The sequence below is a fragment of the Endozoicomonas sp. ALC020 genome, assembly GCF_049275935.1.
GTDB lineage: Bacteria > Pseudomonadota > Gammaproteobacteria > Pseudomonadales > Endozoicomonadaceae > Endozoicomonas_A.
In genome coordinates, this window is record NZ_CP184830.1 from 4,783,721 (window position 1) to 4,806,500 (window position 22,780).

Annotated in this window: 18 protein-coding genes; 7 read left to right on the top strand and 11 right to left on the bottom strand. The window is 47.5% G+C overall.

Going from position 1 to position 22,780, the window contains the following annotated elements; genetic code table 11:
- Window positions 1-31 precede the first annotated feature (31 nt).
- From ACOJUO_RS17840 to ACOJUO_RS17870, 7 genes are all read left to right on the top strand, one after another.
- Window positions 32-3,019: a tape measure protein gene (locus ACOJUO_RS17840; protein WP_422137692.1), complete on the top strand. Its 2,988-nt coding sequence runs from the start codon at window positions 32-34 to the stop codon at window positions 3,017-3,019.
- On the top strand, window positions 3,019-3,408 hold the full coding sequence (locus tag ACOJUO_RS17845) for a hypothetical protein (RefSeq protein ID WP_422137693.1): 390 nt from the start codon (window positions 3,019-3,021) through the stop codon (window positions 3,406-3,408). Before ACOJUO_RS17840 ends, ACOJUO_RS17845 begins: the two co-directional genes overlap by 1 nt.
- Before the next feature lie 55 nt (window positions 3,409-3,463).
- Entirely contained in the window at window positions 3,464-3,943 is a 480-nt protein-coding gene (locus tag ACOJUO_RS17850) for a hypothetical protein (protein WP_422137694.1), read from the top strand.
- An 81-nt stretch (window positions 3,944-4,024) separates the two neighbouring features.
- A complete protein-coding gene (locus tag ACOJUO_RS17855) occupies window positions 4,025-7,573 on the top strand; it encodes a hypothetical protein (protein ID WP_422137695.1) in 3,549 nt (1,182 codons plus the stop codon).
- Window positions 7,573-8,781, top strand: coding sequence for a hypothetical protein (locus tag ACOJUO_RS17860; protein WP_422137696.1), 1,209 nt, complete (start codon window positions 7,573-7,575; stop codon window positions 8,779-8,781). Before ACOJUO_RS17855 ends, ACOJUO_RS17860 begins: the two co-directional genes overlap by 1 nt.
- Window positions 8,782-10,623 (top strand): hypothetical protein, encoded by a 1,842-nt coding sequence (locus ACOJUO_RS17865; protein ID WP_422137697.1) that lies wholly within the window; start codon window positions 8,782-8,784, stop codon window positions 10,621-10,623.
- Between the two features lie 12 nt (window positions 10,624-10,635).
- The gene (locus tag ACOJUO_RS17870; protein ID WP_317146054.1) at window positions 10,636-10,869 is read left to right on the top strand and encodes a hypothetical protein; all 234 of its coding nucleotides are present in this window, start codon (window positions 10,636-10,638) and stop codon (window positions 10,867-10,869) included.
- Here the strand turns inward: ACOJUO_RS17870 and ACOJUO_RS17875 are convergent.
- The 11 genes from ACOJUO_RS17875 to ACOJUO_RS17925 all read right to left on the bottom strand — a co-directional run bounded on the left by ACOJUO_RS17875 (window position 10,866) and on the right by ACOJUO_RS17925 (window position 22,778).
- Window positions 10,866-11,648, bottom strand: coding sequence for a restriction endonuclease (locus tag ACOJUO_RS17875; RefSeq protein WP_422137698.1), 783 nt, complete (start codon window positions 11,646-11,648; stop codon window positions 10,866-10,868). The genes ACOJUO_RS17870 and ACOJUO_RS17875 overlap by 4 nt on opposite strands.
- Window positions 11,649-11,692: 44 nt before the next feature.
- Complete coding sequence (locus ACOJUO_RS17880) at window positions 11,693-11,779, bottom strand: DUF4357 domain-containing protein (protein WP_422140077.1); 87 nt, start codon at window positions 11,777-11,779, stop codon at window positions 11,693-11,695.
- Complete coding sequence (locus ACOJUO_RS17885; RefSeq protein ID WP_422137699.1) at window positions 11,776-12,576, bottom strand: GIY-YIG nuclease family protein; 801 nt, start codon at window positions 12,574-12,576, stop codon at window positions 11,776-11,778. The genes ACOJUO_RS17880 and ACOJUO_RS17885 overlap by 4 nt, the downstream gene beginning before the upstream one ends.
- Window positions 12,577-12,977: 401 nt before the next feature.
- Window positions 12,978-13,190: a hypothetical protein gene (locus ACOJUO_RS17890; RefSeq protein WP_257275279.1), complete on the bottom strand. Its 213-nt coding sequence runs from the start codon at window positions 13,188-13,190 to the stop codon at window positions 12,978-12,980.
- 148 nt (window positions 13,191-13,338) lie between these two features.
- Entirely contained in the window at window positions 13,339-14,253 is a 915-nt protein-coding gene (locus ACOJUO_RS17895) for a metallophosphoesterase (RefSeq protein WP_422137700.1), read from the bottom strand.
- A 44-nt stretch (window positions 14,254-14,297) separates the two neighbouring features.
- Window positions 14,298-14,819, bottom strand: a complete 522-nt coding sequence (locus tag ACOJUO_RS17900) for a hypothetical protein (protein ID WP_422137701.1) — start codon at window positions 14,817-14,819, stop codon at window positions 14,298-14,300.
- A gap of 371 nt (window positions 14,820-15,190) precedes the next feature.
- The gene (locus ACOJUO_RS17905; RefSeq protein WP_422137702.1) at window positions 15,191-16,960 is read right to left on the bottom strand and encodes a DUF2326 domain-containing protein; all 1,770 of its coding nucleotides are present in this window, start codon (window positions 16,958-16,960) and stop codon (window positions 15,191-15,193) included.
- A 232-nt stretch (window positions 16,961-17,192) separates the two neighbouring features.
- The gene (locus tag ACOJUO_RS17910) at window positions 17,193-17,828 is read right to left on the bottom strand and encodes an ABC-three component system protein (protein ID WP_422137703.1); all 636 of its coding nucleotides are present in this window, start codon (window positions 17,826-17,828) and stop codon (window positions 17,193-17,195) included.
- Window positions 17,825-18,139, bottom strand: a complete 315-nt coding sequence (locus tag ACOJUO_RS17915; RefSeq protein WP_422137704.1) for a hypothetical protein — start codon at window positions 18,137-18,139, stop codon at window positions 17,825-17,827. Before ACOJUO_RS17915 ends, ACOJUO_RS17910 begins: the two co-directional genes overlap by 4 nt.
- Window positions 18,140-18,205: 66 nt before the next feature.
- The gene (locus ACOJUO_RS17920; RefSeq protein WP_422137705.1) at window positions 18,206-20,875 is read right to left on the bottom strand and encodes a type III restriction endonuclease; all 2,670 of its coding nucleotides are present in this window, start codon (window positions 20,873-20,875) and stop codon (window positions 18,206-18,208) included.
- Window positions 20,868-22,778 (bottom strand): DNA methyltransferase, encoded by a 1,911-nt coding sequence (locus ACOJUO_RS17925; protein ID WP_422137706.1) that lies wholly within the window; start codon window positions 22,776-22,778, stop codon window positions 20,868-20,870. The genes ACOJUO_RS17920 and ACOJUO_RS17925 overlap by 8 nt, the downstream gene beginning before the upstream one ends.
- Window positions 22,779-22,780 lie beyond the last annotated feature (2 nt).

The window sequence follows — 22,780 nt, forward strand, 5'->3', positions numbered from 1 at the left end:
ATTTTCTTTCATCATGCCCATGGAGGGAACTATGTCTTACATCAAGCAGTCAGCTCTGAGGCTGGTACTAAAAGCCAAAGACACCCTATCGAAAACCGTCCTCCGGTCTTCCACTTCTCTCGAGTCCTTCCGTAAAGAAGCCCAAACCCTCAAGCAAAAACTCTCTGAGTTGCAGAAACAGGATCGCCTGCTGTCGTCTTTCCAAAAGCAGGCGGCGGTGGTGCGTGGTGCTGGTATAGCCTTCCGGGAAGCAGAAGCCAGAGTCGAGAAACTGGCCAGAGAGTTTCAGCAGACTGAGAAGCCTTCCCGATCCCTTCAGCGTTCCCTGGAGTCTGCCCGTAAATCGGTGGTGTCGGCCAGCCGGGCTTACCAGGCTCAGCGCCAGAAGTTATCTGAGCTGCGCGGCAGTTTGGTGCAGGCGGGTCTTTCGAATCGGAATCTGACTACCCAACAACAGCGTCTGCAAAAGGAACTCAAAGAAACCGCATCAGCTTTGCAGAAAGTGGATGCCAAAGCTAAGACATCCTCCCGCACCTTCAAACGTTCCGGCATCAGGCAATTATCTCGAGATGCAGATCGCGCATCAGGCAGTATGGGGCGTTTGTCTCAACGATTGGGAGCTCTGGTGGCAGCCAGTGTGGGTTTGTATAGCGTCAAGCGGGCGATTCAGGGATTGCTGGGAACCGGGGATCAGTTTGAACGCTTGAGGGTGCAACTCAATGCTGTGATGGGCTCGGTGGCTGAGGGTGAGCGAGCCATTCAGTGGATCAAGCAGTTTACCCGTGAAACCCCTTATCAGCTGGAGCAGGTGGCGGAGGCGTTTGTACGACTGAAGGCGTTCGGTCTTGATCCCATGGACGGCAGTATGCAGGCCATGGTTGATCAGGCTTCCAAGCTGGGTGGTGGCATGGAGCGCCTGAATGGGATTTCTTTGGCGGTTGGGCAGGCCTGGGCCAAGCAGAAGTTGCAGGGCGAAGAGATTCTGCAACTGGTCGAGCGAGGCGTACCGGTTTGGGAACTACTGGAAAAAGCCACCGGTAAAAATGTTCAGGAGCTTCAGAAGCTATCTACAGCAGGCAAACTGGGTCGGGATACCATTGCCCTGCTGATCGAGGAAATTGGCAAGAGCTCTGCCGGGGCTGCCGCTGAGAATATGTCCCTGCTGTCCGGTTACGTCAGCAACCTGAAAGACAGCTGGCAGAACTTTCTGGATGAAGTGGCCCAGAGTGGCGCACTGTCTTATGCCAAGGAACAACTTAAAAGCCTTTCGGACCAGATCAGTATTATGTCTGAAGATGGTCGTCTGTCTCGACTGGCTCAGTCTATCAGTGATGCGTTTGTGCAGATGGGTGAGGCGATCAAGGCTAACTTTACTGGCCTGACGTTTGAAAGAGTGGTAGCCAGCATTCAGTCTGCCAGCCAGCGTATTGCTTCCACACTGGCCAGTCTCAACAATACCTTTACTCTGACGGGTAATGCTGTCCAGTTGTTGTTTAATGGCTTTACCCTGGCTGTTAAGTCTTTTGGTCTGGTATTCAGTGAGGTTATCTCTTCAGTTTCCCGGGGGATGGGCAGTCTGTTGAATGCATTAGGTGCGACAGAGTCGGCCCAAAAACTCCAGTCCTTTAGTGAATCGCTGAAAGCGGTGTCAGCAGGTTTCAGGGAAGCGGTAAAAGAAGATGTGCAGGACATTAACCACAGCTGGCAGTCACTGGGTGAGGCTATTATTCAATCCAGTCAAAGTACCCAGCAAGCTATCCGTAATGAAAGCCAGAAAACGACAGCGTCCGTTGAGCAAGACGTCGTCAAACTCAACTCGGTCTATGTCCAATCCGGTCAAACCGCCAAGAAAGCCTTCAGCGATGCCGCCGATGCCCTGAAACAAATCAACGCCGCAGAAACCCGCACAGAGCTGGCTGATCTGGCCGTAAAACTGTCTCAAGCCTTCGCTGACGGTACCCTGACCCAAGAACAATACAACGAAGCATTAGCGGCCAGCAGAGAGAAGCTGGCTGAGCTGGAAGACGGTGCCCGGTCTGCAGCAGGGGCTGCCCGGTCATTGGGTGATGCCGTGGATGAGGCCGGTGATAAACAGGCACAGGGGGCAGAACGTGCATCCGGCACACTCAATGGTTTAGTGGGTTTTTACAACAACATCACCTCCGAGCTCTATGGTTTGAGCGCCCAGGCAGAAGACACTTTCCTCAACATGCAAGGCGCTACTCAGATCGATACCACTGACACTCTGGGTGAGCTGGGACAGCTGAAAGCGACACTGGCTGAAACCAAAGAGGAAGTCCAGGCTCTGGCCACTGCCAATGTCGGACTGGATACCACCGGCATCGGACACTGGATGAAGGATACAGCGACCAATGCCGCTTCAGTAAGAGCTGAATTTTATGAGCAGAAGATCGCCCTGGAAGACCTGGTGCAGAGCTATGAAAACGGCTCTGTGTCGGCCCAACAGATGGCCAGCGATGGTCAATACCTGGCTGACAAACTGAACCTGCTCGACCAGCAAGACCTGGACCGTTTGAATCAATCCATCGAGCAAGCCAATGACAGTATGCAACGGCTGTCAGACAGCACCCAAGGCACACTGGACAGCCTTCAGGATGAACTGGATCGCCTTCAGGGTAGGCAGGGCGATATCGAGCAACGTCGCTATGAAGCCCGAAAGAAAGACCTCGAGCTGGAGCTGGCCACCGCCAAACAGGACGGTGACTTTCAGGCGGTGAGCAACCTGCAAAAGGCGCTCTCGCTCAATCAATCGATCCGGGCTGAGAAGCAGCGCCAGTATCAGCTTCAGCAACAAGAGAAAGTACAAAAACAAAGGGAGCAGCAAGCTCAACAGGAAAAATCACGTATTCAAACCCAACGGCAACCCACCCAAAGTAGATCACCAGAGAAAGTCATTCGTCTGGAATACCCGGGAGGTCAGGTGGATGTTGGCGTTAAGCCGGGTGATGAAAGACGACTGCTGGAAGCTCTGAAAAATGCCGGAATGAGGTCTGCCTGATGACACTGGATACCATCACACTGCCTGACGATTTGTTATGGATTAATGAGTTCGACTGGAACCCTGTGGAGCAGAGCCAGGATCGCAGCCTGACCGGAGGCTTGCTGGTTCAGGAGCAGTCAAAACAATCGGGTAGACCCATAGAGTTATCGGGAGGTTTGGACGCCGGTTGGGTAGATCGTTCAACAGTCGTTGAACTGCAGTCTCTCAGTGAATTAGCCAATAAAAGCATGCTTCTGAAACTTCCTGATGGGCGTCAATTTACTGTCATTTTTGACCGAACTAACGGTAGCCCAATTGAAGCAAGGCAGGTTCTACCTTCTGCATATCCTGATGACCATCATTTTTATCAGCTCTCTCTTCGATTATTGGTAGTTCAAGGCACATGAAATGGTTATCTCAACAACTATACTGTCAGGACTAGCAGAACAAGGAAGTCAGCTGATGAATATAAGGAAAACAGAGGGAAAGTCGGTTACATTTTCTGAACCCGAGAAGTCTGAAGCGCCCGAAAATGATGCTTCTTGGGAATCTCGAAAAGTTGAAAAAGCCTGCAAAAGAAAACCAGAAGAAACCAAACAAGAAGCTCCAGAGTCCAAAAAGAGTAACTTGCAGCCAACTGCAACATCTGTTTCAGATAAATCGTTGTTGGAAAGAGAACTGGAAGAAATCAACACTGCTTTAGCAGAGGCAAGGTTAAATCCTAATTCGGATGCAGACGAAGAAAGGGCTCGAAAGGATAAGGTTTGGTACACTTCAATTGTTAATCGGATGAAAGGTAAAGGGCTTTCTCTGGACTATTTATCCAATAAAAACTCAGAAGAAGTGATGGCATTTTTGCTTGAAAATAAAGTTATTACGCAGAGTACGTCCATGCGTATAAGAATGCAGGGAGTAGACTTGGAAGGGTCTCCGTACTGGTAATTGAATTCTTATTTAATCCTTCTCCAGCATAAAAACCACTCATTAGGGTGGTTTTTTTTCGTCTAAAGAAAAGGAATTTCTATGCCCATTAACAACGATGATGTGAAACTCTTTGAAAGCCAGCGTCTCAGTGACGAGGAGGACGGCGGTGGCCGGGCCACTGGCACTGTGGTGATCGACGGTAATGTGAATAACCTCTTTCAGGACATCTCCCGGATTGACCGTACCATCGGCGATGTCGCCCTGCGTAAAGCCTACATCGGCATCAGCACCAACAACAACGACGCCTATCTCGGCAGCCATATCATCCTCACCGATGCACCGGATGACGACAATGTCAGTGTGCTGCTGTTCAACACCGACAGCCAGACCGATGAGCGCAATGCCGCCCGGGATCGGATCGAAGCCTATGTGGTGCCGGGCACATCAGCCAGCTTTGAACTGCTGGGTGATCAGCTGGTAGGCCAGCGCAGCATTGTCGGCATTCAGCGAGAAGAGAAAGCCCTGCCGGAAATTGGTGAAGTTTATCGACTGTACAACAGTGACAGTAAAAAAGAGCAGTACGTCCGCATCACCAAAGTGGAGCACCGCATCGAAACCTTCACCTATGCCTACAGCGCAGGCAGCTATGTCGACTTTGAGCGTCGGCGGCTGGATATGGAAATCAGTGCAGCCCTGATTGATCGCTTTGCCGGTGGCACTGCGACACCTGCGGGGACCGTCATGCCAGTGGATGGGCAAGGAGCCAGCGAAGCGAAAACCTCAGTGCAGTCGACACAGATTGCAGACACTTCTCGCTACTACGGCATCCAACCAACCAAAGCAGCCATTACCCAGGGCGATCTGACTCTGAAGGTCAACAGCGTTTATTCGCCTCTGGTGCCCAGCGCCCGGGTTGAAAGTCCGGTGGTCGATCAATACGGGGGCTACACCGATAAAAGGATGGTGGCCACCTCCTCCAGCCAGCGCAATGTCAGCCTTTCTTTTGTTCACCTGTCCGGCAACCAGAGTCGTGCCTTTTTACAGACCGGAGCCTTACCCGGAACCGTGACGCTGTCGTTAGAAGGCGGCACCTTTGAAGACGACAAAACCGGCCAGCTGGTACACAAAAGCGGGGCCAATAACTACAGCAACCTGACCATTGACTATGAAAGTGGTGAGCTGAACGTCTGGCGCAACAGCAGTTACTATACCAGTACGGCCACCGCACTATACCAGCCTGCCACTGGCATCACCGGAGCCGCCATCAGTGGCACCCTGGACATCACCTCCCAGAACCGGGGCTTCAACTACACCTTCAACTTTGCCGAGGCCAAGCCCAAGCCTGGCACCCTGGTGGTCAGCTATATCTCTCTGGGCAAGTGGCAAGACCTGAGCGATCCGGGCAATGGTCTGCTGGCTGGATCAGGCTCGGGCACTATGGACTTTAGCACTGGCAGCGTGGCCGTGACTCTGGATGGTTTGCCCGATCCTGACAGCAAGCTGGTGTTCAGTTATATCGCCCAGGCGGATGATGAAATCACCCTGCGAACCGGCTCGGTGGCGGTGGATAAGTTTTCGTTTCGGCACACCACTGCGAAGCCAGGTATCAAGCCAGGCAGTGTCGTCATCACCTATCTGGCCAGTGAGCAAACCAAGACCCTGACCGATCAGGGTAACGGACTGTTGACGGGCGATGGATCAGGCAGTATCTACTACGCCTCGGGTGAGCTGGGCTTTGTGTTGAATGCCTTGCCAGACCAGGGCACCGAGATCGAGATTCAGTACGAAGAAGGCGCAGTGGCCGGTGGTATTGTGGATGTGGCAGTAGATGGTTCAGGTTTAATAACCGGCACCATTGCCGGTGCGCCTCTCTTGCCAGGCTCCGTTCAGGTTCAGTTTTCGGTGGATCGACAAAGCAATGTGCCACAACATGCCAGCAGTCGCAGCAGTGACTACACCACTTACCAGACCACGTCTCAGCGATTTAAAAGTTACACTGACGATGGTAGCGGTAACTGGCGTGATATTGCCGGTACGATTGATTACCAGACCGGTGACTTCACTCTTCAGGCGACAGAGAACTACAGCTACCCAGAATACACACTCAGAAAAGAGGTCTACAAATACCGACTGAGTTACACCAACACCACCAAGACCGAAGTCTTCACAGGCAACACAGTGACCAGCAAGGCGCAAAGCAACAGCCTTAGCCACCAGGCGAATACCGATACCCTGAGTGCGCCAGAGCTGACTATCGACCTGCTGCCACTGATTGAAGATCCACTGCTGCCCGGCAGTGTCATTCTGGAGTGGAATGGCGAGCTTTACTTTGACCGAGACGGTGCGCTGTACAAAAACGTCAGCAGTCAGACGAATGCCGGATCATCGGTAGGCACCCTTGATTACACCGGAGGCGTGGCGACACTGGCCGTTTATCCCTCGGGTACCTTTAACACAGCAACAGTACAGGCAGCTGCCACCATCTCCGGTGGCTTTAAAGTCGATGCGGTAGCCTTTAGAACACCAGGTGCACCCATCCGGACCGGAAGCCTTCAGCTCACCGCAGTGCGGGTGGATAATGCCGAGATCATCACCGCCACCGCAGACTTCAATGGCGACATTAACACGCCAGAGGTTCAGGGCTCCATGGATGCCACCACCGGCTGGTGTGAGCTGACCTTCACAAACGGCACCCATCCTATCTATGTCATCCCTCAAAGTGTGCGCTACAACTGCATAGTGGAAACCAGCCTGCCACTGGATGCCGAGCTGATCGGTCTGGACCCGGTACGTCTGCCACCCGATGGCCAGGTGCCGATTTATCGGCCGGGGGATATTGTGGTCATCAGTCATAGCCAAAACACCGATGCAGGCACACCCACAGCGGGCCAACTGGTCACCCTGAACCGTGATCATCAGGCAGAAATCACTGTGGAGGACAGTCAGGGCCAAGCCCTCGATCCAGCCCAATACACGACGGATCGTGAAGCAGGCACCGTCACCTTTGCCGATCCACTCCTGCTACAAGATGCAGAGAGCAACAGTTTGACAGCGCCGTTTACCATCAAGGATCGGGTCGAGCATATGAGCGTGGCCAGCGACGTGCAGATTAATGGCGAGATCACCATCATCGCTCCGGTGCCCTGGAACTTACCAGCCAATGAAACACAGGTCAGCAGCGCCGTGGTTTATGGTGACCTGCAAGCCAGGGTTCACAACTTCTTCAGTCAGAAAGTCTGGGACGGTGGCGATCCCAACTGGACCGATGAGCGCATCGGCGATAACACCACTGCCCAGTACAACACCATTAACTATCCATTGGTGGTGACCAACAAGGGAGCCATCTTCGGCAAGTGGGCGATTATTTTCACGTCCGGCTCCGCCTTCCAGATTGTGGAAGAGAAGCTCGGGATTATTGATACGGCCACTACTGCCGCTGATGCAGCGCCGATTAATCCGGAAACTGGTACACCTTACTTCACCATCAAAGCTGAGGGTTGGGGAACCGGATGGGCTGTGGGCAATGTTATTCGTTTTGATACAGACGGCTGTCTGGCTCCGGTGTGGATTTGTCGAACTGTGCTGGCTGGACAGGGCACAGAAACCAGTGACCAGTTCACATTACAGATTCGGGGGGATGCTGACTGATGGCAGGGATATGGTTTTCTGAAGAGAACGCACAGGGAAGGTTGGAGAGTCCTGCAACAAACGGCTGGAATGACAGTACCGGATTTTATCCAGGCAGAGAAATGTGCTTTCATGCACTGATACAAGTCAGTGCCAGTCAAGCAGATCAATACGTCCCACTTTTCAGAGTTTATTCGGACTCGAGTAGTGCAACGGGCACCGGTTACCAGACCCTGATCTGGATAGACAGTGGATCAGTAAAAGTCACTTGCTATAACAACGGTGGGCTTTCCTATCGAGGGTATTCTGAAGGCAGTGTTCCCTTTGATGAACTCTTTGAAGTGGTTGTGACAGTGAGTCCTTCGCAAAATACCGCATCGAATAGAGTTAGAATTTTTATCAACGGAACTAGCCAAAACATTCTGTCCTTATATGCCAATACCAAAGCTAATACTTTTTCAGCCTACACCAGAGCTATTTTGGGAAATGATGGTGCCCAGTTGGGCAGTGCAAAAGCATTGTTCATAGCAAGTGCAACATTGACCAATGGCTACAACAACTCATCCACACCCGTCACTTCTTCCTCCAGTGATTATGTAACTGTTTGGCATTGGGACTTTGAAGACAGTGGCAACCCACTGAAAATCATCACCAGCCGTAACAATATTGCCTCAGAACTGCAGTGGACTAACACTGACGACACCACTGTCGTTTGGAGCGACACCAACGGTCCACCTTCTTCAGGCAATGGTGGCGGCATCATCATCCCGGGAAACGGCAACACCACCCGCATCCAGGGCACCGTCATGGAAGACGATCTGCCCGTGGCTCGCCGGGTCTTTGCCATCACTCAGGCACAACTGGAAGTCGATGGCAGCCAGGAAACAAAACATGCGGTTCTGAACAGTGTGCTCAGCGACAGCAACAGTGGCAGTTACTCCCTGGACACCAGCCCCTATGAAGGAGCCGTGATTGTGGTGGCCATGGATGACTATGGCGAAGTCTGGCTGGCCAACAGCACCTATGATGTGGGCAATGTAATCCGTCCGGCCAGCTTCCAGGGCTACGTTTATATCTGCACTGTGGCTGGTACAGGTGATGGTACCGAACCCACCTGGTGGTTTGACGACAGTGTTCAGGCTATCGGCACAGCTCAGTTCAAAGCCAAGCCCTACACTCGGCCTCTGGCCCATGGCCCGGTGACACCCGAGATCGTACCGGAGAGTTAAGTGGCCTACTTTCCTGAGAAGACACAAGACTTCAACTTTACCCGGGAGGCTTATCAACCCGCCTCCCCTTTTGAGTTTTATCCACAGCCCACCTATGCCTTTATTCCACCGCCCACTGTCGTCAGTGCCTGCCAGAGCCAGTGGCAGACAGGCAACACCTATCAGGTATCTGCCAGAGGACCGTTTCAGCACTCAATGACGATTCAGGCCAGTGTTCAGCAAAGTAGTCATCAAGGCACCGTTCTGGAAACTCCACAGCTCGGACTGTTCTGGGGCAAGGTGCCTGAATTGGAGGAAGAAGTCAGGATTAGTCACCAGCAAGCCAGTGATCTCCAGAGTCAGCAACAGGCTCTCTGGCAGCAACCGCCTGCCAAAGAACTCAGCATCGATGAGTCCAGGGAGCAGAGTATCCAGCCAAGAGAGCAGCAAAGTTCTGAACAGTGGCAGCAAGGCAGACAGATAGATCGGCAGAATACAGAGCGTTTTGATCGCAGTGACGAGTATGGCCCGGCGCACCAGATCACGATTAATGGCTACCAGTTACCAGCACCTGCACTGCTGAACTTTACCTTTGCGGCCAAACGTTACTCACCATTGACTACCCCAGACGTGTATTTCAATCTGGGCGAGAGTGCTCCCAATAGGGCCATTCAACCAAGAGACTCTCTGCAGCAGTCAGCCTTCAGCAGTAACCGCACTCAGGATGAACTCGTCATCATCCCGTGGGGACCCGGCAGAAAAGCCAAAGATGACACAGTCGACAGTGACTATGGCGGTGAGATTGATGTCATCGAAAAGCCACAACCCGAAGAACCAGAAATCAGAGAGACTTATCTGCTTATGAACACCATCAGTGTGGTGACGCTGCCCGACAGGACACCGATCGAGATGAGCAACATGGACATCAGCCTCGACATCGACAGCTTCAGCTGGGCACTCAGTGGTGAGCTTTGGGGAGCCAGCAGCCTGGCATTAGTAGAACCCGATCAGGATGGCCCCAAACAGATCGAGGTCGACATCAATGGCTGGAAGTGGGTCTTCATTGTGGAGCGCTACACCGGCTCAAGAGCGTTCGGTCAAGAAAAATACTCGATATACGGAACCAGTCGTACACAGCTGCTGGCAGCTCCTTATGCACCCAAGCGCAGCAAATCCAACAGCAGCAACCTCAATGCCAAACAAGCAATCACTGAAGAGCTGGCCAACACCGGCTTCTCTGCACTCTATCCGCTCCTGGATGACTACAGCACACCCGACTGGATCATCCCTGGAGGCAGCTTCAGCTACCAGAGTGAAACCGCCATGACCGTCATCGCTCGACTGGCCAGCACTGCGGGTGCGGTGATCATTCCTTCCCGGGATGCCGACCAGCTGAACATCAAACCCCGTTATCCGGCCAGTCCCTGGAGCTGGAACACTGCCACCATGGACAAGATCGTACCGGCCAGCATGGTCATTAACCTGAGCGCCAGCTGGAGGCCAGAGCCGAAATACAATGCCGTCTACGTATCGGGCACTCACACAGGTGTCGCAGTGAACGTCAAACGCCAGGGCACTGCAGGTGACAACCCGGCATCGGACATTCTGGAAGACTGGCTAACGGAGACACAGGTGAATACTGAGCGAGGTAGAAACGAACTGGCCAAAGGTGGCCATCAAAGTATTACCACATTGGAGATGCCTCTGACGGACGCGAATATGGCTCCCGGGTTGATTGAGCCAGGTCAGTTAGTTGAGATGCAGGATGTGCCAGGTAACTGGCGAGCTTTATGCCTGTCCACCAGCATTAGTACCAGACAGGGTAAAGTCAGTCAGAGCATCGAACTAGAACGTCATTACTGAGTGGAGAAAAACATGGCCACCACTAACATCTGGCAGCAGTTCAAGGCGCTTATCCCGGAAGGAAGCAAGGTTATAGCTACTATCACCTTACTCAATGGCAATGGAACGAGTCAGGCCCGGCTTAGGGATGGTTCAATAGTGACGGTGAAAGGAGATTCTGTGGGAGTAGGGCAGAAGGCTTTTATTCAGGGGGGAGAGGTAAAGGGCTCTGCGCCGGATTTGGCGCAGTATGAAGCGTCCGTTTAACTGCGAATACCTCTGCAAGCAGGAAATCTGCTGCAACCCCAGAATTGCTTACCTTTGTTGCTTCCCTGTCTCGCAGTGCGCTTTACCATGGCAGAACCACATTTGGGACAAAGCTTTTCATCCTTGGGTTGATTGGACAGGGCATCATCATTTTTGAGAGGGGCTTCCCGGACGCTATTGACCAGACGGACCAGCCTTTGACCATCTATCAATTCAAGCCCGGTGTCATGTGCAAATTTTTGCGCTTCCCTGGTGAAAGCACCTGCAGTCACCAGCACACCGCCAGTGGCCCCTTGCGCCTTGATCAAACCGAACATTTCCCGAACAACGGGTACGCCAACCTTTCTGCGTTTCCAGTTTTTACACTGTACCAGCAGTGTTTTGCCTTCTTGCCGGAGTATCAGATCAACCCCTCCGTCGGCTCCACCCAGACCAGTTTCCTCAACTGAGTAGCCCTTTCTTCTGTAGGCTTCCCCAATGTACTGTTCGAACTGCTGCCAAGTCAGGTTCTGAATGCTCTTCAGGCTGGTTTGGTTATTGAACAGTTCTCCACGCTGCCAGGAATGGATAGCTGAAGCGAGGGCCGCCAGGCAAAATAAGAGACTGAAAACCCAAGCCATCGATGGCAACGCTATAGTGATACCTTTAAAGATGGGATTTTCGGTTTCAATGGACGGAACAACAACCTTGAGGAGAAAGTAGGAAAGTATTGCCAGTATCAGGTTGAACCACCAAGGGAGTCTGCTGAGGTCATCCAGAAAAGATTGCTTGCGGGCCATTGTTGCTCATACCTTATTATTGTGTGGAAAACTGTTTGTATTTTCTATGGTTCCCTTTCCAAGTCTTTCAAGGTGCGATTATCACCTGTTCTCCAGGCAGTTAAACCATTGGTACTTCGACCTCTGATTATGACGGCAGCTGCACTGGGGCTGGTGAATTCATAGTCCTAGTAAAAATATAACAGCCGTCATCAAGAGCCAGTATGCCTTTTTCAATGAGCTTCGATCTAAATTTAATTATTCTTTCTGGGCAGGAGTCAACCGCTTGCTCTACCGCTTGAGACCCTTGGAAAATAGTGAACCCGCCTTCTGATCGCTTTCCTGTTGCTGTGAGCTTTCCTTTCACTTTGCATAAGAGTATCTGGTTAGAAGCATCAGAAGGTTTGTCAGGGTTAAGAAGCTTGGGTTTTTCAGGAGAAAGGCTGGTGGATGTTAGGTGGTGAATGCCCAGTACGGGTAATAATTGCAGCATCCTTTCTATGTAAACATCCATCTCGGCTCGATCAGCTTCAGGCAGTGAAGAACCACTGGATGCACTGTTCATCACAACCACTCGCTTGCTGTTGTACGCCTGTTGAATCAGCTTTCCTTCAATGTAACGAATATGAGCTTTGGTCAGGTTGTCGTCTTTGCTGACGAAGGCTGACGTATGAACCCAGTAGTCTTTATCTTCATTTTTGGCGTGTTGCTTAAGACGACTGGATACGTCCTCTGCTTCACCAATGTAGATCACAGGCTCATTTGAATCTGCATCAATACCAGAAAGAAGATAAACGCCCGGACTTTTAAGTTCTGTGCGGCTCAGAAAGTCATCAAGATCACTGCGGGGACCAGCAATGGCCTTGCCAGTCCAGTTTGAGATCTCTGCGGTACGAAGACCTGTTGGGCTGCCCTTGACGAGGAAGAGTTTGATTGTGGCTGGTTGCATTAGCTTATTGTTACCTGTCGTCGTTCAAGTTGGCTACTGTGTTGCTTATATCAAGAAAAGACTGGGCTAGATAGTGGCCCGTGGCGCTTGAGTAATCCTTTAATCTTACTGACTGTGTATCCAGTCTGACAGGTAATATCCTCAGGATAGCAGCCTTTCTCTCTTGCTTGCTTCATCATAAGGGAGTCCTCTTGGTTGAGCATGGCTCCTTTCCCTGATTGCTGGTAACAATATTGAATCGGCCATCAAGTGGTTAATCGAGAGTTCATTTCAAACCGGTGATTTTGGGTCATTGTTTGCCGGAGGTAACAATACCAAAAGTAAACAATTGGATTCTACTGTCATCAATCATGGTAGCACGTGATATGCCGTACAAGTGGTTGTTTGAGCAGAATTCTCAGCTACCAACTCCCAGAGCCTATACCCAGAAAAAAAGAGGTCAGCCCAAAAACAAAAAATAACCCAGTCAAAAGACAGTATTTGATGACATACCCAAAGGTCAGCTCCTGATCGGCAAGCCTGATGATGCCACCAATGATAAGTTTAAAGGCAAAGTAACCCCCAGAGAGAAAGAATCCCCAAGCGAGTAAATTGAACATCAATTCCAAATCCATAATAAAAATTCCTTACAGCAGCCAACGGTTATTTTTCTTCAATAACGCCACATATGATTTCTGAGAACAGATTCCCGTCCTGTTTCTTTCGATGGTTGTAAACAATATCAAGAGCGCTCATGCATAACTCCTTGCACACTGTTGCTTATTATTGATTTCTGTCTATCCAAGTAAAGTTATCCTGAATAAGCTTCTGCTCACCCGACCAACGATAAGCCACCAGTCTTCCTCCAGGGCGTGCAACGCTGTAGTCAACACAGGCAACCTGGTCACTCATTGGCCTGGGCTGTCCACTCATCCAGTAATGCCCTACAAATAACGGTACTGTATCCGTGTAGCGATAACTTTGTTCGGGCAGTGGAGTGTTGGGCAATTCTGCCTGTCCTGTCCCGATGGTTGCATTTGACCAATGAATCGCTTGTTCATCCCACCAGCGAATGCGGGCAGCGGTTCGCAGATTTCCTTTTTTATCTCTGAAACTAACGCCTGGTGGTAGTTCCAGCTCTACCCCTTTCAATAGGTACTCTATTGCATGGTAGAGCGGGTGTGATTTATCAGAAGCTGGAACATAAGCATCCGGTGTCAGGCAGTTATTTTCATCGAGAAAGGGGGCGACAATAGGAAAGCTGGTGTGATGCCATACTGCATGGATGATTCTCAATTCTCCCAGATCCAGAAACAGTGGCAGTGTCTTAAACCAGCCTATAGCCTCCTGATGTATGCTGGATTGAAATGGAAACTCAGCAATAAACTCCGCATGATCCCTGATGTTCTTCTCATTATGTGGGCGGAGGAAATCGCCAACACCATCCGATATCGAATAACAGATGGCATTAAACTCATGGTTACCCATCACAGCAAGTGCAGTTTCCTGCTCGACCATCGAACGACAAATGTCAAAGGTTTTACGGTGTTGCCCCTGACCATCTATAAAGTCCCCAACAAAAATGGCTTTCCGTTCAGGGTGGCGATATGCCGATTTACGTCGTTCATAACCAAGCTTGAGCAGTAAGGCTTTCAGCTCATCAGCCCGTCCATGAATATCTCCAATAATGTCGTACATTCTTATTCTCATTGCATAGCGGAGGAGTGAGAAGGTTATCAGATTCAGTCTGATGAGAGAAAAGAGATCAACTGGTCATGATCCAGACTGTGATGCCAGCCAGGAAGGTGGTCATCAATAAACTGTTTAACAAGCTCCCTTGACTGCATGACTTGTTGGCTTTCATGGTCACGAATAGCTTTCAGCGATTGCTGGTAATGTTTTTGATCCTGCAGGCCAGCTTTAAACTGTTGTTTTAGCTCTGACGTTTTCGCTGCCAATTCCTTCTGGCTGGTTTTGTGTTGTGACAGCTTCGAGAGAATACGCTTGAACTCTGTTGTAAGTAAATCGCGTTTCTCAGTTAGCAACTTAAGATCATGATAAAGTTCTGTAAGAAGCTCAGAAGCGACCTGCTCTCCGATTTCCAGATAATTACGATTTGCCCTGGCATAGGTGGGCACATGACGACCTGTCCTGTATCCAGAGAAGGGGGATGTTATTTCTACTGTTAAACCAGATCGGGAGAGGTCGGTGACGAGACCGCAGACTGACTGACCATCAATTGACAAATAAAGGTGCTTTTTCATTTTTAGTGCCTGTTTAGCGAAACTTATTAAGCGCCTGCAAGTTTGGGTAAATCGGCGCTGCTGTTCAGACTAATACGTTATGTTCAACTGGTCAAAAATATTTTTGGTAAAATAGTGCGTTTGTAGAGCTTTATAATGTTTCTGTCATTATTGTTGATGGGGGAGGGTGCTAGTATTGGAGTGATGGTATTTATACAGAAGGGGAGATAAGAGTTATCTGTATCAGATTTATCGCAGTTTGAAATGGAGGTATAGTAAAGAATTAGTTACTCACCCTAGCCTACAATTCCCAATTCCCAATTCCCAATTCCCAATTCCCAATTCCCAATTCCCAATTCCCAATTCCCAATTCCCAATTCCCAATTCAAAATTCAAAATGCTTTCATTTTAAATAAACGACCGTCATCTCCCTGATCATGCAGTTTTCTAATGATTAAACGTTCATCAATAGGCATTTTACTACCATTATCTAATAATGGAATATCACTGTCGTGAATGGTGACAATAAGTTGAAGGCCATGATGAATGCCTTCTTTATTCCACAAATCCAGTACTTTTACTTTAAGTGGATCAGCAATGCTTTCCAATAAGCCGTCATGATAGGAAAAACGATAAAAACTCTGGGATGAATAATATGTAAGTAAGCTTAGATCAAAACAGCCAGAAATTATTTGACGAAAAGACTCACCTTTATCTTGAGAAGAATGATCGTGAAGTTTGGTATGGAATTGCGGGTTCCCCTCCTTATTAACGTCAACATACAAAAAAGCATCTAAATCTGTTGCATATTTAACAAATGCGCTGAAAATCTTTCCTATTGATTTTAATATCTCATTGTGCGACTGCCGGGAATCCGAACTGATTTTGTCTGCTAATTGCTGCTGCTGGGAAGATGCTGAATTTAATTTATGTTTCAATTCAGAGGTGGCATCCAGTTTTTCTAATTTTTCATGGAGTACAGCAATTTTTGCTTCTTCTTTACTTATTCTTGCTTGTAAAGATTTGTATCTTTTAAAGGCATCTTCATCAAGAATCTGTTGTGCTAATATGCCGCGCTCTTTGTTTAGTGCTGCTAGCTGATTGGAGATATTTTCTTGTTTTTCTTCAAGTAAAGCTTTGGTTTTTTTTAACCTTTTATTACGATCCTTAACTAGTTGCTCATTGATGTTTACCAGTTCATCATAAGTGTGCATAAGTTGATCTGGAAGATGAAGGGTGATCTCATCGAACAGATTCCTGATAGTACTAACGTCAAATTTAAATTGCGCTTGCAGTGATTCATTAATGGATTTTATTTGATGTTCAGAAGTATAAAGCTCATTGTTGAGCTTAGATATTTCTTTATCAAGATTGTGAACGAGGTGCTTAATGTCTTTTTGATCAGCTACATTGAAATCAAAGTTATCTGTAAGGCTTGTTAATTCTTCAAGTCGAGTTGTGGCGATTTGTATTTCTGCCTCGATGGCTTGGCTGGAAATATTGGATAAGTCTTCTACTTGCTTAATAGCCGCATCAAGCTTATCTATATGTTCCTTAAGTTCATATTTTTCAACAAGTGTTGAATGGTTAATGCCTAGTAATGCTCCTAGATAAGGTTTCCATGAAGAATCTTTTTCCGTTACATTTTTTACTTTAAAGGTTCGACTGTATTCACCTTGTCTTCTTATACAGTACCTTAGTCCTTGTCGATAATCAGAACTAATCTTTTGTAGAATCTCAAGTGTAACAATTGAGCTTAATTTTTGTTTGGCTTTTTTTATTCCCAGGTTTTTTTCAATCCAGAAATCGCTAGAGTAGTTGCGGGCATCTAATGGTTCTGTATGAGTAGCTAAAAATGTTTTTCCTTCGACTTTTCGTTTGATTGTAGTGAAAAGGGTTTTACCAGTTTGTATTTCAAGATAGAATTCGAAATCTAAAAATAAATTTTTGTGAACTTTTAGAAAGAAATCCCCTTTTATTTCTTTTAAAAGGGTGTAATCAATTATCTCAAGAAGCGTTGTTTTTCCGACTGAATGTGAGTAAGTGTTTTTTTGTTTTTGATGCTTTGATATAGCTGCATGGACAATATTTATCCCATCATGGAATTTAATGTCAGGAAAAATGTCTGGCTTATTGCAGTATAATTTTGATAGTTTAATCATTTGGTGGTCGTAAGTGATATGGTTGACGTCTCAGTATCGATAGACACTTTGCCTACTGCGTATAAAAATGTAATGGCGACTAGAATATCCGACTCACATATCTCATTTGACGACAGTCTTGAGTAACGCAGTAGCTCATCTAGTGACGCAGTCTTTCGCTCAAGCAGACAGGCAATAACATGGCTGGTTACGGCGAGCAAGCAATAGTCAAACTGCATCAGTCTTGTTGGAGTTAGCACTGTTTCTTCTCCTGAACTGTTTTACGACCTAATAGGCACTGAGAATATAGATAATAGAGTACAAACTCGACAGTTTCATGCTTATTTGAGAGTTTTTCATATTGAGATTCCAAAAGAGTCTTGGCAATGTTCTGAATGATTTCCTGAAATTGAAGATGTTCACTTTTTCGTCTTCTAGCCAACAACTCTCTATTAACGGATTTTGCTACTGACTCTAATTTGTGGAGTAAGTCACTATTTTCTCTTTTTTTCAAAAAACATTCAAACTCATTAAACCTGCTTTCAAATTCTGGTGAAATACACTCATCCCAAAAATCAGGACACATGTCGTTAAGTTCATGCTTTTCATTTAAGGAGATGACATTTGTATCAAACTCATCGCCAGATTTAGCGGTTTCTTTGTCGTAGAAGCCGTTATGGCATAATTCTATTGCATCTCTTAACGAATGAGCATCAAGTTGAATAAGTGTATGCTTATCCTCAATAATATTCTGATTAGAATTATCAGTTTTAAGGACTGTTTGATGCTTAATATATGTGTTATTATCACTATTTACCTTGTTATGATTCCCCGTAGTGGCATGGCCACCTGCACTTATGTCACCAGTTGAGATCTTATTTTCAATCACTTCGAGCTACCTACGGAGTTGTGACTACCAACAATTACAGAGCCACCAGCCTGTATGTTTCCGGTAGTGATAACCGTGGTTTCTGTAGAGTGATTGCCTTCAGCCATATCAGCAATAGTTTTTTTTATCTCTTCATTTGTGTCGAGTATGCTCAGTAGCTCAGCTTCAAAGAGCACCTCCTTGCCCTCTTTTTTATAGACAGATAGCTGATCAAAAGCAGTGCCCAAAAGCCCTTTCAGAGCATCGTAACAAGCACCGCCTGTAACAGCAGACCAGCAGAAGCTCACCAATGGTGATGCAAACTCGAACATATGAAAAATTCCTAATAGTAAAAACAGTAGAAAAAAAGCGGAGTAATACCTCCGCTTAAAGTGTGTTTAATTCAAAAAAGACCGATCAAATACTCCATCCTGGGCTGCTTTACTCGGTATCAGCATATAACTCATATCCCCATCACCGCTCATCATCTCGGCGTAGGTTTTCTTGTCTTGCACGTTTTGCGAAGCCAGCATATGCTCGCCTTTGACTTCGATGATGACGTAAGAACCATCGGGCTTTTTGATCAAAAAGTCGGGGTAATAGCTACGGACGGTCTGAGTTTCGCTATCCACATAATTGATAACAAACTCACTTTGGCCATGGGTCAACATGCCGGTAAACCAAACCTTGTCCACCTTGTTTTCATTGAGCATCTGCCAGAAAAATTCTTTCTCTGGTGTAGAGTCAAAGCAATAGTTATCCAGATGGAAGCTCTTGCCAGCAAGCTGACCGGCACTGGTTTGTGTGACAACATTTGACGGATCAGTACGGATCTCATAGTAACCGGGCTGAGTCGGCGGTTCTTTCACTAGGTCTATTTCAAAGGTTTCAGTTTCCCGTGTGGAAAGCACCTCAAACAGTGCCCCAAACAGCCTCGGGATAACAAAGTCGTACAAAACATCGTTGTACTGATTCACCCACTTAAGAACACCATCAAAGCCTTCATAGGTATCTTCAATTAAGCTCTCAATCAATAGCGGGCTTTTATTGAGATAGCGGGCAATCTCTGCAGTCAGGGATAACTGACTAAACTTCTTTTGCTCCCTCAGGGCAGATAAATCCTCGGTGGCTTTGCCAATCGTATTCATCTGTCCCGGCATGGCCATACCTTTTTGCGTGGTATGGATCAACTTGTACTTATTGAAGTGCCCATTGTCATACTCATCCTGCAATCCGAGCTTCTGGCCTTTGGCAAATGGCTTTTCCTTCAACTCGTATTTATGACGAATGCGTTTGATGGGGACTTTAATGGTCGGTTGGGTAACCCGCACTTCAACCTTTGGTTTTTCTGTTCTTACGGTAATTTCATCAGCACTTACCCTGAAGTTGGACTGCAACTCATTATCCAATAAAACCCGATTTGCTTTTGTCAGATAGACTAGGCCAGTCTCCTGTACATTACCTACCGCTCTTAAACAGCGCATTGTAGCCTGTAGTACAAAGACTTTATGTTTCGGTTCTCTGTGTAGAGCTACTGAGAACAGAGAGCGACAATTCCAACCTTCTCGACCTTTGTTGACCAGAAGAATAAACTGTTTTTCTGATTGAGGGGTATCTAAACGGTTAAATTCACGAATGTCGTCATCGGTGGTGATTTTGCTATCACCAACATTGACAAGAATCCGGTTAAGAGAAATACCCTCTTCAGCAAGGATCTCTTCAACCGCTGGGCGAACCTCATTTTGAATTTCATCAACAGTGGTTCCGAAAATTGCCATTTTGGGCAACATGCCTTCAGGACTAAGACCTTTTGTTTTTTGTAAAAAGTCCTGAATAGAAATTTTCAGAAACTCTTTGCAACGAGTGGTGGTGTAATCATTTAGTTCCACCTCTTTCAGATAGCCTCTTTCAATGGCCTGCTTTAACCCGTAGGCGTAAACCACCTCTGGCAGTACCTCTTTACCCACATAAGGCGTACCGGTGTAGTTATAACAGGCCACCACCTGACTTCCCCGTGCCTTCAGATTGGTGGCCAGCTCATCAATGGTTTTGCGCAGGCTGTTCTTGGCGGTCTTGACGCCCATATCCTGCGCCAGCTTATTGCCAAAAGCGTGATGCGCTTCGTCCACAAAGATGCCCAGCTGATCCAGTCGACGCAACTTTTCAAAACGCTGGTTGGTCACCAGGTCTGCCTCTTCTGTAGGTTCAGAAGAGAGAGACTCTTCACCCAGATCCAGCAAAGCACCCATTTCCCCAAGCAGCGGGCTGGTTTTGTACAACTCCTTGCCGCTCTGGAAAAGCTGCTCAGTGGCCACCGACTCCTTATTCTGCTTTTTCAGAATAATCTTCTGAGAGTTGGACACCACAATATTGAACATCGAGCCATCGATGGTGTTCAACGAAACCCCAGCATCCACCAAATAGTGGAACTTCAGCGGAATCACATTGAGGTATTCAGGCGGCATAACCTTACTGTGGTCAAAGCTTTCGATTTCCCGCAGGGATTGCAGCACCGTCTTATCTGGTGCAAAAACCAGCGCATTGTGAATATAGCGGGCATCTTTTGGGAACTTTCTGGCCAGCAGAAAATCGTAAAGCATACAGGTGGCCATCAAGATGGTTTTACCCGTTCCCATGGTCAGCGCGAAAATGTAGTTGGAATAGATGCGCCCGCCATTGCAGGCTTTCATCTTCTTGAACACACCGTTGTAGTCCTGCTTCGACATATTCCAGAGCATATCGCCCTGGATCACACCGCCTTCGCCCGCCTGAATGCCAACAACCCGGTTGCCAAATTTCCCTTTGCTGTCGTACCATGCTTCAAACAGCTTATAAACCGGCTGGTTATCCAGAAACTCCTTCAGAAAAACATACATCTCCAATGCTTCAAATTGCGGTGTGCGCAAAAAAGCGTCGGCTCGTTTTTCACTGTCGTTGTAGTCTAAAAAGACTTTCGTCAGGTTCTTATAGTGCTTACGAATAGCCCCTCGGTTCTGCTTATAAAAAGAGAGAAGGTGAACATAAAAAGCGTTGCCCAGCTCGAAGCTGGCTTGAGGTGTTTTAGCCATGCTCGATCTCCCCTTCCCAGGACTCGGAAAGCAGATCCGTAATCTTGATCTTGATGGTGCCCGCATCCGCTGGCACGGCATATTCACCTTTTACAAGCTCATTCTTGCCAGGCACATCCACTTCAGCCGGTTCCATGGCAGCACCGTCATAGTTCCAGTCGATTTTGATGGACTCAACCAGCTCTCGCCATTCGCTCACGTCCTCTTTTTGCTGGCTCAGCTTCTGCATTAGGTTCATCGGATAGAAGGCATCTATGACCAGCTTGTCATCACGAATAACCACCTTCGCTTCGGAGTCCCGCTTGAATTGAAGTTCGGATTTATCCCGCAGAATATCCACCACTTCGACATCCAGTTTATAGCCTGCTTCGCTTTGCAGATGCGCAGCCAGATTCGGCTCATGCCCCATGCAGACCAGTAACAAGTGTTCGACCGGTTTGTTGGGGGCTTCCTCGTGCTTTTTCGCAAACTGCTTGTAGGGGAGGTTGGCAATCAGTTCGTTCAGGTCTTCACGGGTGGCGATGCGATTGACCGGCATGATTTTAACTTTTTTGCCTTCTTTCTCACCATCGTACACGCTATTCGCCAGTGGTTGGATTTCCAGAGCTTCAATCAGCAGTTCTTTGGCTTGGACAGGGTTGCGGAATACGTCGTAGTGATTGACGTTGTAAACTTCAAAACCGGTGTAATAGGTGCCCCCTTCATCTTTCTTAATTTCAATATCAGTTGCTTTATGAATCAAGCGCTTGGTAGTGGTTTCAATAGCTCCAAGATTTATATCTGCGCCTATAAAGCGGCGACCAAGCTTCATTGCTGTAGCTTGAGTTGTACCTGAGCCCATGAAGAAATCTAGAACCAAGTCACTTGGGTTTGAAGAACACTGTATAACTCTGGCTAACAAGTCTTCTGGTTTTTGTGTTGGATAATCTAGTTTCTCTTTAGCTTGGGAGTTTAATCTATTAATATCAGTCCACAGGTCTGATAAAGGTGACCCGGGCATCTCATCTAGATATCTTTTATATCTGGCAACACCATTTTTCGTGTAATAAATTCTATTTTCATTTTCTAATTTTTGCATTGAGCTTTTTGGGCAGCGCCAAAGTTTGGTATGACTATTCCACTCATATTCATAACCACCGCCTGATAAACCATAAGCAGTAAGGTTGTCATCTTCAAACTTACGACCATTTTCGTCGATTTTTCTATAATGCTGAGTCAAATATTCTTGATCATATGAAGTATATTGGATATTCCAAACAGGCTCCTGAGTTTTGCTATAGAATAATATATGATTTTGCATAGCACCAAAAAATGCATGATCACTATGTCCAGGAGAGGATTTCCATGTAATCCAAGATTGGAAATTGGGTTTTCCAAAGATTTCATCACAAATAATGCGTAAATAGCTACTTACTCTATGATCACAGTGTAAATATAAGCTGCCTTTCTCAGATAATAACTCTCGGCAAACAATGAGCCGTTCATACATAAATTGTAAGTAATCGTCATTATTCCAAATGTCAGTATATTGCTTTTCTTCGAAGCTACTTCGGTCGTTTCTTATCTCTTTGCCTTTTAATTTGATTTTTTTCTTATAATCTGCCTTCGAGTCAAAAGGAGGGTCGATATAAATCAAATCAACTTGGCCACGATATTCTTTCAATAGGTGGCTCATCACCTGTAGGTTATCCCCCCAGAAAATCTTATTGATCCAGCCATTCACTTCTTCGCCATAAACCTCTTTACGCTGAGCCGGGAAGTACTGAGTACCGGTAAATGGACGCTTGCCACGCCAATTCAGCATGGGATAACCCTTGATAGGCTCAAAGGTGTATTTATCCACTTCAGTGGTAACCGGTGAAGGCTGATCAAACAGCAGTTGGTCGTCCTTTTTTTGATACATAT

Coding starts and splice junctions, on each gene's coding strand:
- ACOJUO_RS17840 (WP_422137692.1), top strand. CDS start 32: ATGTCTTACATCAAGCAGTCAGCTCTGAGGCTGGTACTAAAAGCCAAA.
- ACOJUO_RS17845 (WP_422137693.1), top strand. CDS start 3,019: ATGACACTGGATACCATCACACTGCCTGACGATTTGTTATGGATTAAT.
- ACOJUO_RS17850 (WP_422137694.1), top strand. CDS start 3,464: ATGAATATAAGGAAAACAGAGGGAAAGTCGGTTACATTTTCTGAACCC.
- ACOJUO_RS17855 (WP_422137695.1), top strand. CDS start 4,025: ATGCCCATTAACAACGATGATGTGAAACTCTTTGAAAGCCAGCGTCTC.
- ACOJUO_RS17860 (WP_422137696.1), top strand. CDS start 7,573: ATGGCAGGGATATGGTTTTCTGAAGAGAACGCACAGGGAAGGTTGGAG.
- ACOJUO_RS17870 (WP_317146054.1), top strand. CDS start 10,636: ATGGCCACCACTAACATCTGGCAGCAGTTCAAGGCGCTTATCCCGGAA.
- ACOJUO_RS17875 (WP_422137698.1), bottom strand. CDS start 11,648: ATGGCCCGCAAGCAATCTTTTCTGGATGACCTCAGCAGACTCCCTTGG.
- ACOJUO_RS17885 (WP_422137699.1), bottom strand. CDS start 12,576: ATGCAACCAGCCACAATCAAACTCTTCCTCGTCAAGGGCAGCCCAACA.
- ACOJUO_RS17890 (WP_257275279.1), bottom strand. CDS start 13,190: ATGGATTTGGAATTGATGTTCAATTTACTCGCTTGGGGATTCTTTCTC.
- ACOJUO_RS17895 (WP_422137700.1), bottom strand. CDS start 14,253: ATGTACGACATTATTGGAGATATTCATGGACGGGCTGATGAGCTGAAA.
- ACOJUO_RS17900 (WP_422137701.1), bottom strand. CDS start 14,819: ATGAAAAAGCACCTTTATTTGTCAATTGATGGTCAGTCAGTCTGCGGT.
- ACOJUO_RS17905 (WP_422137702.1), bottom strand. CDS start 16,960: ATGATTAAACTATCAAAATTATACTGCAATAAGCCAGACATTTTTCCT.
- ACOJUO_RS17915 (WP_422137704.1), bottom strand. CDS start 18,139: ATGTTCGAGTTTGCATCACCATTGGTGAGCTTCTGCTGGTCTGCTGTT.
- ACOJUO_RS17920 (WP_422137705.1), bottom strand. CDS start 20,875: ATGGCTAAAACACCTCAAGCCAGCTTCGAGCTGGGCAACGCTTTTTAT.
- ACOJUO_RS17925 (WP_422137706.1), bottom strand. CDS start 22,778: ATGTATCAAAAAAAGGACGACCAACTGCTGTTTGATCAGCCTTCACCG.